The 13,752-nt window shown below is 60.0% G+C and carries 14 protein-coding genes; 6 read left to right on the top strand and 8 right to left on the bottom strand.

Annotated elements, in window-relative coordinates:
- Position 1 precedes the first annotated feature (1 nt).
- Positions 2 to 721 carry a DUF4198 domain-containing protein gene (locus tag GIR22_RS12665; protein ID WP_154743644.1) on the top strand — a complete coding sequence of 240 codons (720 nt, stop codon included), beginning with the start codon at positions 2 to 4 and terminating at the stop codon, positions 719 to 721.
- Positions 722 to 783: 62 nt separating this feature from the next.
- Here the strand turns inward: GIR22_RS12665 and hemH are convergent, their stop codons facing one another.
- Both hemH and GIR22_RS12655 read right to left on the bottom strand, forming a co-directional pair.
- Positions 784 to 1,806 carry a ferrochelatase gene (gene hemH, locus GIR22_RS12660; RefSeq protein ID WP_154743643.1) on the bottom strand — a complete coding sequence of 341 codons (1,023 nt, stop codon included), beginning with the start codon at positions 1,804 to 1,806 and terminating at the stop codon, positions 784 to 786.
- Between the two features lie 14 nt (positions 1,807 to 1,820).
- Positions 1,821 to 2,720, bottom strand: coding sequence for a TIGR01777 family oxidoreductase (locus tag GIR22_RS12655; RefSeq protein WP_154743642.1), 900 nt, complete (start codon positions 2,718 to 2,720; stop codon positions 1,821 to 1,823).
- Positions 2,721 to 2,927: 207 nt separating this feature from the next.
- On the opposite strand from GIR22_RS12655, the gene GIR22_RS12650 reads away from it, so the two are divergent.
- The 5 genes from GIR22_RS12650 to GIR22_RS12630 all read left to right on the top strand — a co-directional run bounded on the left by GIR22_RS12650 (position 2,928) and on the right by GIR22_RS12630 (position 7,846).
- Positions 2,928 to 3,914, top strand: coding sequence for an NAD(P)/FAD-dependent oxidoreductase (locus tag GIR22_RS12650; RefSeq protein WP_154743641.1), 987 nt, complete (start codon positions 2,928 to 2,930; stop codon positions 3,912 to 3,914).
- 227 nt (positions 3,915 to 4,141) lie between these two features.
- Positions 4,142 to 5,101, top strand: coding sequence for a DUF1722 domain-containing protein (locus GIR22_RS12645; RefSeq protein ID WP_178122231.1), 960 nt, complete (start codon positions 4,142 to 4,144; stop codon positions 5,099 to 5,101).
- Between the two features lie 15 nt (positions 5,102 to 5,116).
- Positions 5,117 to 6,040, top strand: coding sequence for a MerR family transcriptional regulator (locus GIR22_RS12640; protein ID WP_154743704.1), 924 nt, complete (start codon positions 5,117 to 5,119; stop codon positions 6,038 to 6,040).
- Positions 6,041 to 7,480, top strand: a complete 1,440-nt coding sequence (gene phrB, locus GIR22_RS12635; protein WP_154743639.1) for a deoxyribodipyrimidine photo-lyase — start codon at positions 6,041 to 6,043, stop codon at positions 7,478 to 7,480. It abuts the gene before it with no gap.
- A 60-nt stretch (positions 7,481 to 7,540) separates the two neighbouring features.
- Positions 7,541 to 7,846: a YkgJ family cysteine cluster protein gene (locus GIR22_RS12630; RefSeq protein WP_154743638.1), complete on the top strand. Its 306-nt coding sequence runs from the start codon at positions 7,541 to 7,543 to the stop codon at positions 7,844 to 7,846.
- Between the two features lie 275 nt (positions 7,847 to 8,121).
- Here the strand turns inward: GIR22_RS12630 and GIR22_RS12625 are convergent, their stop codons facing one another.
- From GIR22_RS12625 to hemA, 6 genes are all read right to left on the bottom strand, one after another.
- The gene (locus tag GIR22_RS12625) at positions 8,122 to 8,640 is read right to left on the bottom strand and encodes an acyloxyacyl hydrolase (RefSeq protein ID WP_154743637.1); all 519 of its coding nucleotides are present in this window, start codon (positions 8,638 to 8,640) and stop codon (positions 8,122 to 8,124) included.
- A gap of 111 nt (positions 8,641 to 8,751) precedes the next feature.
- On the bottom strand, positions 8,752 to 9,546 hold the full coding sequence (murI, locus tag GIR22_RS12620; protein WP_154743636.1) for a glutamate racemase: 795 nt from the start codon (positions 9,544 to 9,546) through the stop codon (positions 8,752 to 8,754).
- Entirely contained in the window at positions 9,539 to 10,294 is a 756-nt protein-coding gene (locus GIR22_RS12615) for a molybdopterin-synthase adenylyltransferase MoeB (protein WP_178122227.1), read from the bottom strand. Before GIR22_RS12615 ends, murI begins: the two co-directional genes overlap by 8 nt.
- The gene (gene prmC, locus GIR22_RS12610) at positions 10,288 to 11,118 is read right to left on the bottom strand and encodes a peptide chain release factor N(5)-glutamine methyltransferase (RefSeq protein WP_154743635.1); all 831 of its coding nucleotides are present in this window, start codon (positions 11,116 to 11,118) and stop codon (positions 10,288 to 10,290) included. Before prmC ends, GIR22_RS12615 begins: the two co-directional genes overlap by 7 nt.
- On the bottom strand, positions 11,119 to 12,201 hold the full coding sequence (prfA, locus tag GIR22_RS12605) for a peptide chain release factor 1 (protein ID WP_154743634.1): 1,083 nt from the start codon (positions 12,199 to 12,201) through the stop codon (positions 11,119 to 11,121).
- Entirely contained in the window at positions 12,198 to 13,487 is a 1,290-nt protein-coding gene (hemA, locus tag GIR22_RS12600; protein ID WP_154743633.1) for a glutamyl-tRNA reductase, read from the bottom strand. Before hemA ends, prfA begins: the two co-directional genes overlap by 4 nt.
- Positions 13,488 to 13,752: the final 265 nt, after the last annotated feature.

Below are 13,752 nucleotides of genomic sequence, written 5' to 3'. Positions count from 1 at the left end.
CATGCAAGCCTTCATACCCCTGGCCCTGCTCGGCCTGCTGTTTGCCTCCAACGTTTCGGCCCATGGCCTGTGGACCGAACAACGACGTGGCAATATCGAAGTCATCTATGGCCATGGCGCCGAGGACAATGCCTTCAAGGCGCAAAAAATCAGCGGCGCCTGGGCTTATGACGCGGGCGGCAAGATGATCCCGGTCACCGTGCAGCGCCTGGATGATCACGCTCGCCTGCAACCACTCAAGTCGCCGGCCGTGCTGGCGGTAGCGCTGGATAACGGGATGTGGTCGAAAACAGCCGACAACCAGTGGATCAACCAGGGCCGCAGTAAAGTCCCGGGGGCAGTCGAGTCGACCCAGACCTTCAAATACAGCCTGGCGATTTACCAAGCGGGGGCGAAACTGCCCAAGCTGGATCAGATCAAGCTGTTGATTCTACCGGAGGTCGATCCGCTGACCGTCGGCCCGGGCAAGTCACTGCCAGTGCGGGTATTGCTCGATGGCAAGCCGGCGGCAGGAATCAAGCTGATTGGTGATTACCGCAACGCGCCGAATACCTTGAGTACCGAGACCGATGCTCAAGGTCGCGCCCAGGTGCTGGTGCGCAATGAAGGGTTGAATGTGATCGCGGCGCAGGTGGAAGTGCAGTTGAAGGACAATGCCGACGTGGCCACTCGCGGGTTGTTCAGCTCGCTGACATTCCTCGGCGAACCGCATCACGAATAAACGCCACAACCCTGTGTAGGAGCGGGCTCCCACACAGGGTCTTCATTACCTGGGCGATTTGCCTACAGCTCTACGGGCGCCCGTTCGCACAGGGTATTGAGCGCCACCGCCCACTGCTCGCTGTCATTGAGGCACGGCACCAGCACCAATTCCTCGCCCCCCGCTTCGCGGAACTGTTCCAACCCGCGATCACCGATTTCCTCCAGGGTCTCGATGCAATCGGCGACAAACGCCGGGCACATCACCAGCAGCTTTTTCACCCCTTGCTGGGCCAACGCTTCCAGGCGAGCCTCAGTGTAGGGTTCGATCCACTTCGCCCGGCCCAGGCGCGATTGGAACGCCACCGACCACTTGCCGTCCGGCAAGCCCATGCGCTCGGCAAAATCCCGAGCCACGCTGAAACATTGCCCACGATAACAAGTGGCTTGAACCTCGGGCAAAGCGTTGGCGCAGCAATCAGTAGCGCCATCAAAATCATGCTCGGGGTTGAGCTTTTTCAGGTGCCGCTCCGGCAAGCCATGAAAGCTCAACAACAAGTGATCGAAGTCCTGCTGCAAGTGCGGCCTGGCACTGGCCACCAGGGCATCGAGGTATTCCGGCTGATCGTAGAACGGTTGCAAAATCGAAAACTGGATTGCCAGTTTCTTGTCCCGCACCACGCGCCTGGCCTCTTCGACCACGGTGGTCACGGTGCTGTCGGCAAACTGCGGGTACAACGGCGCCAGGGTGACTTTCGAGATACCCTGCGCGGCCAGGCGAGCCAGGACGCTTTCGATCGACGGCTCGCCATAGCGCATCGCCAACTCCACGGGCCCCTGGGTCCACTGGGCGGCCATTTGCTGCTGCAGGCGACGGCTGAGAACCACCAGCGGCGAGCCTTCATCCCACCAGATAGAAGCATAGGCATGGGCCGATTGCTCGGGACGCTTGATCAGGATCAGCGACACCAGCAGCCGCCGCACCGGCCACGGCAAGTCGATCACGTAAGGGTCCATCAGGAACTGATTGAGGTAGCTGCGCACATCCGCAACCGACGTGGACGCTGGTGAGCCCAGGTTGATCAGTAACAACGCGTGATCCGTCATGCAACATCCTATCTCTAAAGGCGGCTGGACAAGTCTTCCAGGGCCGCGTGCAACTCAGTGAACTGGAAAGTGAAACCGGCTGCCAGCAACCGTTGTGGCATTGCCCGTTGCCCCCCCAGCAGCAAGCCGGACAATTCCCCCAGGCCGACACGCAAGACGAAGGCCGGCAGGGGCACGAACGCCGGGCGGTGCAACACCTGGCCCAGGGTCTTGGCGAATTCGCGGTTACGCACCGGGTGTGGCGTGCAGGCATTATAAGGACCCTGGGTGTCAGTCTTGTGCAGAAGAAAATCAATCAGGGCAATTTGATCCTTGATATGCACCCATGGCATCCACTGCCGGCCATTGCCTATAGGCCCGCCCAGCGCCAGTTTGAACGGCAACCGCAGCCGCGACAAAAAGCCGCCCTCGGCCGACAGCACCAACCCGGTGCGCACCAACACCACACGCATACCGAAAGCTTCTGCACGCTGGGCGGTTTCTTCCCAGGCGATGCACAACTGGCTGGGGAAATCGTCCTGCACCGGGCCGCTGTCTTCAGTCAACTCACGTTCACCGCCGTCGCCGTACCACCCCACCGCCGAGCCGGAAATCAGCACCTCGGGTTTTTGCTCCAGCCCTTCCAGCCACGCCAACAATGTTTCCGTCAGGCTGATCCGGCTACTCCACAGCAAGGCCTTGCGTTTATGGGTCCAGGGACGGTCGGCAATGGGCGCTCCTGCCAGGTTGACCACCGCATCCACGGCCTCCTTGACGTCCTGCAACCGGGCAATGCCCTGCACTTGGGCACCGCAGAGTTTCGCCACCTGCTCCGGACGGCGGCTCCAGACTGTCAAGCGATGCCCCTGGGCAAGCCAGTGCTGGCAGAGCTGGCGACCGATCAGTCCCGTACCGCCGGTCAGCAAAATATGCATGAGATTCTCCTCGTGTAACGTTCGCCGCCCATCACTGGTCTATTTTAATAGCAGGACCTTTTCAATCGGCCGCGACATCGGTTTATTCTTCAGGTTAACCATAGGTCACACCGATCAATCAGGTAAGCAAATACTTATACCAAAAAATAAAATTGTACAGCTATTAGTGTCGGCGTAGCCTGTACCCAACGGTAAATGAGGCCCACCATGACTCTTCCTATAGCGATTATCGGTACCGGCATCGCCGGTCTATCCGCCGCCCGAGCGTTAAAAGACGCGGGGCTTCTTGTACACCTCTTCGATAAAAGCCGCGGCAGCGGCGGTCGCATGTCCAGCAAGCGCAGCGATGCTGGCGCGCTGGACATGGGGGCCCAGTATTTCACCGCCCGCGATCGGCGCTTTGTCGATGAAGTACAGCGCTGGCAGGCCAATGGCTGGGCCACGGAATGGGAGCCCCAACTGTACAACTTCAACTCAGGCCAACTCAGCCCCTCACCCGATGAACAGACCCGCTGGGTCGGCACGCCCCGCATGAGCGCCATCACCCGCGCGTTGCTTGATGACCTGCCGGTGGAGTTCAACTGCCGGATCACCGACGTGTTCCGAGGCGAACAACACTGGAACCTGTTGGATGCCAACGGTGGCCATCACGGCCCGTTCAGCCACGTCATCATCGCGACCCCGGCGCCGCAAGCCACGCCCCTGCTGGCGGCTGCGCCGAAGTTGGCAAGCGTTGCCGCAGGGGTGAAGATGGACCCGACCTGGACCATCGCCCTGGCCTTCGACACGCCGCTGGATACGCCGATGGAAGGCTGCTTCGTACAGGACAGCCCGCTTGACTGGCTGGCCCGCAACCGCAGCAAGCCAGGCCGCGACGCCACCCTCGACACTTGGGTACTGCACGCCACCAGCGCCTGGAGCAAGCAGCACCTGGACCTGCCCAAGGAGGCCGTGATCGAGCATCTGCACGGTGCCTTTGCTGAACTGCTGCACAGCGCAATGCCGGCACCGACGTTCAGCCTGGCCCACCGCTGGCTCTATGCACGCCCCTCCAGCAGCCATGAGTATGGCGTGCTCGCCGACGCCGACCTGGGGCTGTACGTCTGCGGCGACTGGTGCCTCTCAGGCCGGGTCGAAGGCGCCTGGCTAAGCGGCCAGGAAGCAGCACGGCGACTGATCGGGCACCTGCAATAAGCCGTCTGAATCCCGCCAGATCGCTGCTGTCAAAATGCACAGCAGCCCATCCTGGCACAAGGAACACATTTCAGGGCCCCTAGCTGTTTCATAGCGGGCTGGAAATAATCCAACCGCACATACCTGTACAAAAATACTTGACCTGTACAAGATCAAACCTATTATGAGATAAAGCTGTACAGAAAATATAATCTGTACAGGTATCTTCAAGGGATTTGTTCATGTCCATCTCCGCCACCGGCAAACCCAAGATCGCCATCAGTGCCTGTCTGCTCGGCGAAAACGTGCGTTTCAACGGCGGCCACAAACAATCCCGGCTGTGCAGCCAGACCCTCGCCGAATATTTCGATTTTGTGCCGTTGTGCCCTGAAGTCGCCATCGGCCTGGGCGTCCCCCGTGAACCGATCCGCCTGGTAGGCGACCCGCTGCAGCCCCAAGCCGTCGGTACCGTCAATCGCGAACTGAACGTGACCCAGCCGCTGAACGACTACGGCCAGCAAATGGCAGGCGAACACACCGACCTTTGTGGCTATATCTTCATGCAGAAATCACCGTCGTGTGGCCTGGAACGCGTCAAGGTCTACCGGGAAAACGGCACCCTCGTCGACGGTGGTGGACGCGGCCTCTACGCCCAGGCGTTTTGCGCACGCCACCCCACTCTGCCGGTGGAAGAAGACGGTCGGCTCAGTGACCCAGTGCTGCGGGAAAACTTCCTGACCCGCGTGTTTGTCTATGCCAGCTGGCAACAGATGCTGGCCGAGGGGCTGACCCGCCATCGCCTGCTGGAGTTTCACGCGCGCTACAAATACCTGCTGATGGCCCACAACCCGGCCCACTACAAAAGCCTGGGCCATCTGCTGGGCAGCATGAGCAAAGACACTCACCTCAATCAATTGGGTGCCCACTACTTCAGCGAGCTGATGAGTGCCCTGAAAACATGCGCCACCCGCGGTACCCACTCCAACGTGCTGCAACACATCAGCGGTTACCTCAAGCAGCTCATCAGTCCCGAAGACCAGCAGGAAATTCAGGCGATCATTGGCCAATACCGCAACGGTATCGTGCCGTTGGTGGTCCCACTGACCTTGCTCAAGCATCACTTTCGCCAGCACCCGGATCGTTACATCGCGCAGCAGGCCTACCTGCAGCCGCACCCGGAAAACCTCAGCCTGCGTAATGGGATTTAGCCCATGAACAACTCCATGGAAACCGCCCTCGAAACCGGTGACGACATCGTCCAAGCCCTGGAACAAGGCTGGCTGCCGATCCGTGAAGTAGCGCGCCAGACCGGCGTCAACGCCGTGACCTTGCGCGCCTGGGAACGGCGCTATGGCCTGATCGTGCCCCAACGCACTCCCAAGGGGCACCGCCTGTTCTCTGCCGAGCACGTGCAGCACATTCGCACGGTTCTCTCCTGGATCAACCGTGGCGTACCGGTCAGTCAGGTTAAAAAGTTGATCGACACCACGCACACCATCGACAACGACGTCCCGAACGAATGGTGCAGCCAGCGTCAGAACTTGCTGCACGCCATCAGCGAGCTGGCCGAACGCCGGGTCGACGCGGTCTTCAACCAGGCCATGGCCCTGTATCCGCCGCGCACGGTGTGCGAACAACTGCTACTGCCGCTACTCCAAGACCTTGAACAGCACTGGCAGGGCCAGTTTGGGGCGCAAATGGAGCGGGTGTTTTTTCATTCCTGGCTGCGCAGCAAGTTCGGCGCACGGATCTATCACAATAATCGTCAGCTCAATGGCAAGCCGCTGTTGCTGATCAATCATTCGGATCTGCCCCTGGAGCCCGGCCTGTGGCTGAGCGCCTGGCTGGCCAGTAGCGCCGATTGCCCGGTGGAAGTCTTCGACTGGCCATTGCCGATCGGAGAACTGGCCCTGGCCGTAGAACAGTTGCATCCGCGCGCAGTGCTGCTCTATTCGAGCAAGGCCCTCAATTTATCGGCGCTGGCAAAATTGCTGGGCGGCGTGAACTGCCCGACATTGCTGGCGGGGCCAACGGTATGCATCCACCAGGCCGAATTGAGCCTATTAACCCATGACATTCCCGAACTACTCCTGGCTGAAGACCCACTGTCGGCCCATCAGGTAATGATCCAGCATGGGATTTTATAAATGCAGTTGACCTGGCTGCGCACCGACCTGCGCCTGCATGACAACACCGCCTTGGCCGCCGCTGCCGAGCGCGGCCCAACGGTGGCGGTGTACCTGGTCACGCCCGGCCAATGGCTGGCCCACGATGATGCGCCGTGCAAAGTGGACTTCTGGCTGCGCAACCTGCAAAGCTTGAGCCTGGCCCTGAGCGAACTGAACATTCCCCTGTTGATCCGTCATGCCGACACCTGGGACCAGGCACCGCAGGCCTTGGCTGACCTGTGCCGGGAGCTGTCGATTGAGAGCGTGCACGTCAATGAAGAATATGGAGTCCATGAAAGCCGTCGCGACGCGGCAGTCGCCCAGGCCCTGGAAGCCCAAGGCGTGGCGTTCCATCGCTACCTGGACCAATTGCTGTTCCAGCCCGGTAGCATCCTGACCAAAACCGGCACCTATTTCCAAGTGTTCAGCCAGTTTCGTAAAGTCTGCTACACCCGCCTGCATACCGCCCTGCCGCGCCTGGTGATGGCGCCCAAGCCCCAGGCCCCCCTGAAGCTGAAAAGCGATCCCATCCCCGAGCACGCCAACGGTTTCGTACCGCCCACTGAAAGCCTGCGCGCCTTGTGGCCTGCGGGCGAAGACGAAGCCCGGCATCGTCTTGAGCAATTTACCGACGAGCCAATCAATGACTACAAGGACGAACGCGACTTCCCCGCCAAACCCGGCACCAGCCAACTGTCCGCCTACCTGGCCGCTGGCGTGGTCTCACCGCGCCAATGCCTGCATGCCGCCCTGCAAAGCAACCAGGGTGAGTTCGAAAGCGGCAATATCGGCGCCATTACCTGGATCAACGAGCTGCTGTGGCGCGAGTTCTACAAACACATCCTGGTGGGTTACCCACGGGTTTCCCGCCACTGCGCCTTCCGCCCGGAAACCGAAGCGTTGGCCTGGCGCAACGCCCCCGAAGACCTCGCCGCCTGGCAAGAAGCGCGCACCGGGTTGCCGATCATCGACGCCGCCATGCGCCAGTTGCAGGAAACCGGCTGGATGCACAACCGCCTGCGCATGGTAGTGGCGATGTTCCTCACCAAGAACCTGCTGATCGACTGGCGCGAAGGCGAACGCTTTTTCATGCGCCACTTGATCGACGGCGACCTGGCAGCCAATAACGGTGGCTGGCAGTGGAGCGCCTCCACCGGCACCGATTCGGCGCCCTACTTCCGGATTTTCAGCCCCTTGAGCCAGTCGGAAAAATTCGACGGCGACGGGCGCTTCATCAAGCATTGGCTGCCGCAGCTGGCGGTGCTGAACAAAAAAGAAGTGCACAACCCCAGCGCTGTTGGCGGCCTGTTTGGCGTCGCCGATTATCCACCGCCCATTGTTGATCTGAAAAAATCCCGGGACCGTGCCTTGGCCGCCTTTCGCAACCTGCCGTCGCGCCATGCGGCAGGCGACAAGTAAAAAGCCGAAGCCGGTCGGCTTTTACTTGCAGCTTTGAGCTTAAAGCTTAAGCTGCCCCCTATGACCAACATCCCCCATACCCAAATCACCGAGCCCGTCGTCACCTGCTCTACCTGCGCCGCATGCTGCTGCCAGTTGGAAGTCATGCTGATCACCGATACGGGCGTGCCCGAACGTTTTATCGATACTGACGATTGGGGCGGCGAAGTGATGCTGCGCCTGGGAGACGGCTGGTGCGCGGCACTGGATCGCGACACGATGATGTGCAGCATCTATGAGAAACGGCCGCTGATCTGCCGGGAGTTCGAGATGGGGGCGCCGGAGTGCATCGAGGAGCGACTGGGGATTGCGACGGTGTATCGCTGACCTGAAGGCCAGCGTGAATATCTGTAGCCGCTGGCGCAGCCTGCGATCGGCTGCGTAGCAGTCGCCTGGGTTTTGAAATCGCTGAAGGTCCTGCGGCCCTTATCGCAGCCTCGTGCCTCGGCAGCGGCTACAAGGACCGATCACCGATCACTTGTAGCCGCTGGCGCAGCCTGCGATCGGCTGCGCAGCAGTCGCCTGGGTTTTGAAATCGCTGAAGGTCCTGCGAACCTTATCGCAGCCTCGTACCTCGCCAGCGGCTACAGGGATGTAGGTGCTTACAGTGGCATCGTGTAGTGCAGCGAATAGCTCTCGATGCCGTCGTTGTTGTGGCTGATCCCGGCATTGGAATAGTGCGTGGCACGAATGCCCACCTCATGCCCGCCGGCAAAGCGCAAACCAAAACCCAGACGGTCTTCGAACTGGAAGGCCTGGCCAAGGTTGTTGTCTTCTATACGAGTCCGCGAGAACAGCGCCACGCCGATCCCGGCTTCGATGTACGGCGTCACTGACTCCCCGGCAAACTCATACACAAACACCGGCGAGAACGATAGGCTGCTCACGCTGGCGCGCTCGTCGCCATCCCAATAGGTATAAGCACCACTCCAATAACCGGTCAGGTGACCGACATCGCTCTGCCACCAACTTTTATCCCAATTCGACGTCAGGCCCAAGCGATAGGTCATGGTCGAATCGCCGGTTGCCCCCACCCCAAACTCCAGGCCTGTGGCCTGTGCCGAAAAGGAATACCCTGCCACTGCGACCACAATCGCGGCCAAACAGAAAAAACGCTTCATAAGAAACATCCCATCCGAACGAAGTTGTATGAATTTTTACAGGCTGACGCCCTATAGAAGCCACCGTTTATACAGAAGTTCAGCTTATTGATTCGTCATTTTCACGACTTTTCACAAACCAAAGCTTCGTACAACACCAGACGACGTCCAGAGTACAGGTAGGATATTTCTTAGGTGCTCGGCATCACCACTGGTCCAGAATTGGGCGGCCTGAGGATTGCCCTCGGCCAGCAATTCGCGCTCGCCCAGCAGGCGTTGCAACTGACGCGCCACCGCCGCACCGGTGTCGATCAGGATGATCGATGGTGGCAGCATCTGCGCCAGCAACGGCTTGAGGAAAGGGTAGTGAGTGCAGCCCAGGATAATGGTGTCACAACCGGCTGTGATCAGTGGTTCGACATAGCCTTGCAGCAGCAGGCGCAGGTCCGGGCTGTCCAGGTCACCGGTCTCGATCAGTTCTACCAGGCCCGGGCATGGCTGGGTAATGACCCGTACGTCCGTGGCAAAACGATCCAGCAGTGCAGCGAACTTGGCACTCTGTAGCGTACCCGTTGTGGCCAGCACGCCAACCACACCACTACGGGTCGCCGCCGCTGCTGGTTTTACCGCAGGCTCCATGCCCACCAGCGGCCAATCGGGATAATCCCGGCGCAGATCAGCGACAGCCGCGACTGTTGCGGTGTTGCAGGCGATGACAAAAGCCTTGGCACCCTGTTCGCGGAAAAATCCGGCAATCCGCCGAGAGCGTTCGAGGATAAATTCTGGCGTTTTCTCGCCATAAGGGATATGCCCGCCATCCGCCACATACAGCAGTGACTCGCGGGGCAGCAGTTGTTGTATCTCAGCCAGCACCGACAGGCCGCCGACACCGGAGTCGAACACCCCGATCGGCGCGTCCTTAACCATGGTCGACGCCGCAGACACTGCAGCCTGGATCGCGCTTGACCCGCAACTCACGAAAGCGCGTGGTCAAGGCATCGATCAACAACAGGCGCCCAACCAATGGTTCACCGAAACCCGCCAACAACTTCAATGCCTCCAGGGCTTGCAAACTGCCCACTACCCCCACCAGAGGGCCGATGACGCCGGCTTCGCTGCAGGTCAGTTCGGCTTCGCTGCCATGCCCATATAAACAGTGGTAGCAAGGGCTTTCAGGGCGACGCGGATCGAAGACCGAGAGCTGCCCTTCCAGGCGAATCGCAGCGCCACTGACCAATGGCTTACCTGCAACAACACAGGCGGCATTCACTGCCTCGCGAGTGGAAAAGTTGTCGCTGCAATCAAGAACCAGGTCCACCGCCCCTACCGCCTGTGCCAGGGAATCGGCATCGAGCGCGTTGCGATGAGCGACCAGGTGAACCTGGGGGTTGATCGCGGTCAGGCGGCCCACAGCCGAGTCGACCTTGGTCTGGCCGACACTGTCGGTGTCGTGGATGATCTGGCGTTGCAAATTGGTCAGGTCGACCGTGTCAAAGTCCGCCAGGTGCAGCTCACCCACGCCAGCCGCCGCCAGGTACAAGGCCACCGGCGCACCCAGCCCACCAAGACCCACAATCAGGGCGCGGCTGTTTTTCAGGCGCAATTGGCCTTCGATGTCGACATGCTGCAACAGAATTTGTCGGCTATAGCGCAACAGCTCCTGGTCATTCAGCACGGCCGGCGCCCCAGGCTGATGCGCTCATGACCACCAAGATCAATACGGCTGTGGACCTCTTCAAAGCCTTGGCTCAGCAGCAATTGGCGCACATTCGCGGCCTGGTCATAACCATGTTCCAACAGCAACCAGCCGCCAGAATCGAGGTGCGCCGGGGCCTGGGCGATGATCAGCCGCAGGTCATCCAGGCCATCATGGCCCGCCACCAGCGCACTGGCCGGTTCAAAACGTACATCACCGGCCATCAGGTGCGGATCGGTCTCGGCAATGTACGGCGGGTTACTGATGATCAGATTGAAGGTTTGATCTTGCAGGGCACTGAACCAGTGACTGCTCAATACCGTGGCGTTATCCAGGTGCAGGCGCTGGCGATTACGCTCGGCCAGGGCCACGGCTTCCAGCACCCGGTCGACCGCCGTGACATGCCAGGCCGCACGTTCACTGGCCAGGGCCAGGGCGATTGCGCCGCTACCGGTGCCCAGGTCAAGCACCTTGGCGAGGCCTGGCGGCAATAATTCCAGGGCTGCGTCCACCAGCATCTCGGTTTCCGGGCGGGGAATCAGTGTGTGCGGTGCAACTTCCAGGTCCAGTTTCCAGAAACCTTGCTGGCCGAGGATATACGCCACGGGTTCACCTGTGCGGCGCCGTTGCAAGTATCCGGAAAAAATCAGTGCGTCTTCGCTACTGACGATTTTTTCCGGCCAGGTGTGCAAATAACTGCGGGACTTGCCCAGGGCCGCAGCCAGCAGCAACTCCGCATCCAGACGTGCAGTGGGCGAGTCAGGCAGGTCGGCGGCGCGTAACAGGCTGGCAATAATGGTCATTTATTCACCTATCGCCGCCAATTGATCGGCCTGGTACTCGGCCAACAGTGGCTCGATGACTGCATCGACACCGCCCGCAAGGATTTCGTCCAGGGAATACAGGGTCAGGTTAACCCGGTGGTCGGTGACCCGACCCTGGGCGAAGTTGTAGGTACGGATGCGCTCGGAGCGGTCACCCGAGCCCACCAACAATTTGCGCTCGCTGGCAATCGCGTTGGCGGCAGCGCTGGTCTGCTGGTCGTTGAGTTTGGCCGACAGCCAGGACATGGCTCGAGCCCGGTTCTTGTGCTGGGAGCGTTCTTCCTGACACTCCACCACAATGCCCGATGGCAAGTGGGTGATGCGAATGGCCGAGTCGGTCTTGTTGACGTGCTGGCCACCGGCACCCGATGAGCGGTAGGTGTCGACCCGCAAGTCCGCGGGGTTGATCTCGATGGTTTCCTGTTCGTCCGGCTCGGGCAACACGGCCACGGTACACGCGGACGTGTGGATACGGCCCTGGGACTCGGTAGCCGGGACCCGCTGCACGCGGTGCGCGCCGGATTCGAATTTCAGCTTGCCGTAGACGTTGTCACCTTCCACACGGGCGATGACTTCTTTATAGCCGCCGTGTTCGCCTTCGTTCTCGGACAGGATCTCGACACGCCAGCCGCGACGTTCGGCGTAACGCGAATACATGCGGAACAGGTCGCCGGAGAAAATCGCCGCTTCGTCGCCGCCGGTGCCGGCACGAATTTCGAGAAACACGTTGCGCCCGTCATTAGGGTCCTTGGGCAACAGCATGCGTTGCAGGTCGCCCTCCAGCTCGAGCAGCTTTTCCTTGGCTTCGCGGACTTCTTCCACGGCCATTTCGCGCATGTCCGGGTCGCTGTCCTTGAGCAGCGCCTGGGCGCCCTCCAGATCGGCCTGAACCTTGAGCAGGTGTTTATAGGTGGCCACAATGGGTTCAACTTCCGCGTATTCCTTGGAATAGGTGCGGAACTTGTTTTGATCGGAGATGACTTCGCCATCGCCAAGCAAGGCGGTCAGTTCCTCGAATCGGTCCTGGAGAATGTCCAGCTTATTGAGCAGTGACGCTTTCATTGCGGTTTTTTATCCGAAGAGCTATCTGACTCGCCCTCACCGAGGGCAAAGAGTTCCTGAGCCATGGCCAGCGCATCGAGGCGGCCTTCGGCAGTCAGTTTTTTAAGCTGTACGCTTGGAGCGTGCAGCAGTTTGTTGGTCAAGCCACGGGCCAACTGCATCAGTACGTCTTCGGCGCTGCTGCCATTGGCGAGCATACGCTGGGCCTTGATCAATTCCTCGTCCCGAAGGCGCTCACCTTGCTGACGGTAGGCCTTGAGCACATCCACCGCTGCCAACTCACGCAGGCGCACCATGAAATCATTGGCGCCAGTGCTGACCATTTCCTCGGCCGCCTGGGCAGCGCCCTGACGGCTCTTGAGGTTTTCGGCGACCACTTCGTGCAGATCGTCGACACTGTAGAGGTAAACATCGTCCAACTCGCCGACTTCAGGTTCGATATCCCGGGGAACGGCAATATCCACCATGAAGATTGGCTTGTGCTTGCGCAACTTCAAGGCACTTTCTACCGCGCCCTTGCCCAGGATCGGCAATTGGCTGGCGGTGGAACTGATAACGATGTCGCTGTGTACCAGCTCGGCAGGGATATCCGACAGCAGCACTGCGTGAGCACCGAACTGCTCGGCAAGAATACTGGCACGCTCCAGGGTGCGGTTGGCGACGACGATCCGCTTGACCCCCAGTTCGTGCAAATGGCGAGCAACCAGGGTGATGGTTTCACCGGCGCCGATCAACAACGCCTGGCTACGCTGCAAGTCGCTGAAAATCTGCTTGGCCAGGCTAACGGCGGCAAACGCTACCGAGACCGGGTTTTCGCCAATGGCGGTGTCGGTGCGTACTTGTTTAGCCGAATTGAACGTAGCCTGGAACAGCCTCCCCAGCAGCGGGCCGACGGTGCCGGCTTCGCGGGCCACGGCGTAGGCAGACTTCATCTGGCCAAGAATCTGCGGCTCGCCCAACACCAGCGAGTCGAGGCCCGAGGCGACGCGCATCATGTGACGAACTGCCGCATCTTCTTCGTGCACATAAGCACTGGCACGCAGTTCGTCGAGGCTCAAATGGTGAAAATCCGCCAGCCAGCGCAGCACCACATCCGCCGAAAGATGTTCCTGCTCTATATAGAGCTCGCTGCGATTGCAGGTTGAAAGGATCGCAGCTTCGCGGCTGTCGGTGAGCCGGCAGAGCTGCTGCAAGGCCTCAACCAACTGCTCGGGCGTAAACGCCACGCGCTCGCGCACGTCGACAGAAGCAGTCTTGTGGTTAATACCGAGTGCAAGGAAGGCCATTCAATATCGCTGATGATGTCGGGAAGCCGCCAATTGTCCTACTTCGAAAGATTCAGAACAACCACAGTTGTCTATTGTCCCAATACCTTGTGTCTATAAACACACCTGTAGGAGCGCGCTTGCTCGCGAAAAACCTCAACGATAACGCGTACACCCTGGGTGAACGCGTTGCCTGGGAGTTTTTCACGAGCAAACGCGCTCCTACAGCAGGTACAGCAGGCATTTAGGGCGCTCCGGTTATGTTTGACCGAAGGCTTGTGTCATG

This window comes from Pseudomonas karstica (assembly GCF_009707515.1).
GTDB classification, from domain to species: Bacteria; Pseudomonadota; Gammaproteobacteria; order Pseudomonadales; family Pseudomonadaceae; genus Aquipseudomonas; species Aquipseudomonas karstica.
Note: the sequence above shows the minus strand (reverse complement) of the source record. Positions and strands in the feature narration are given on the sequence as shown.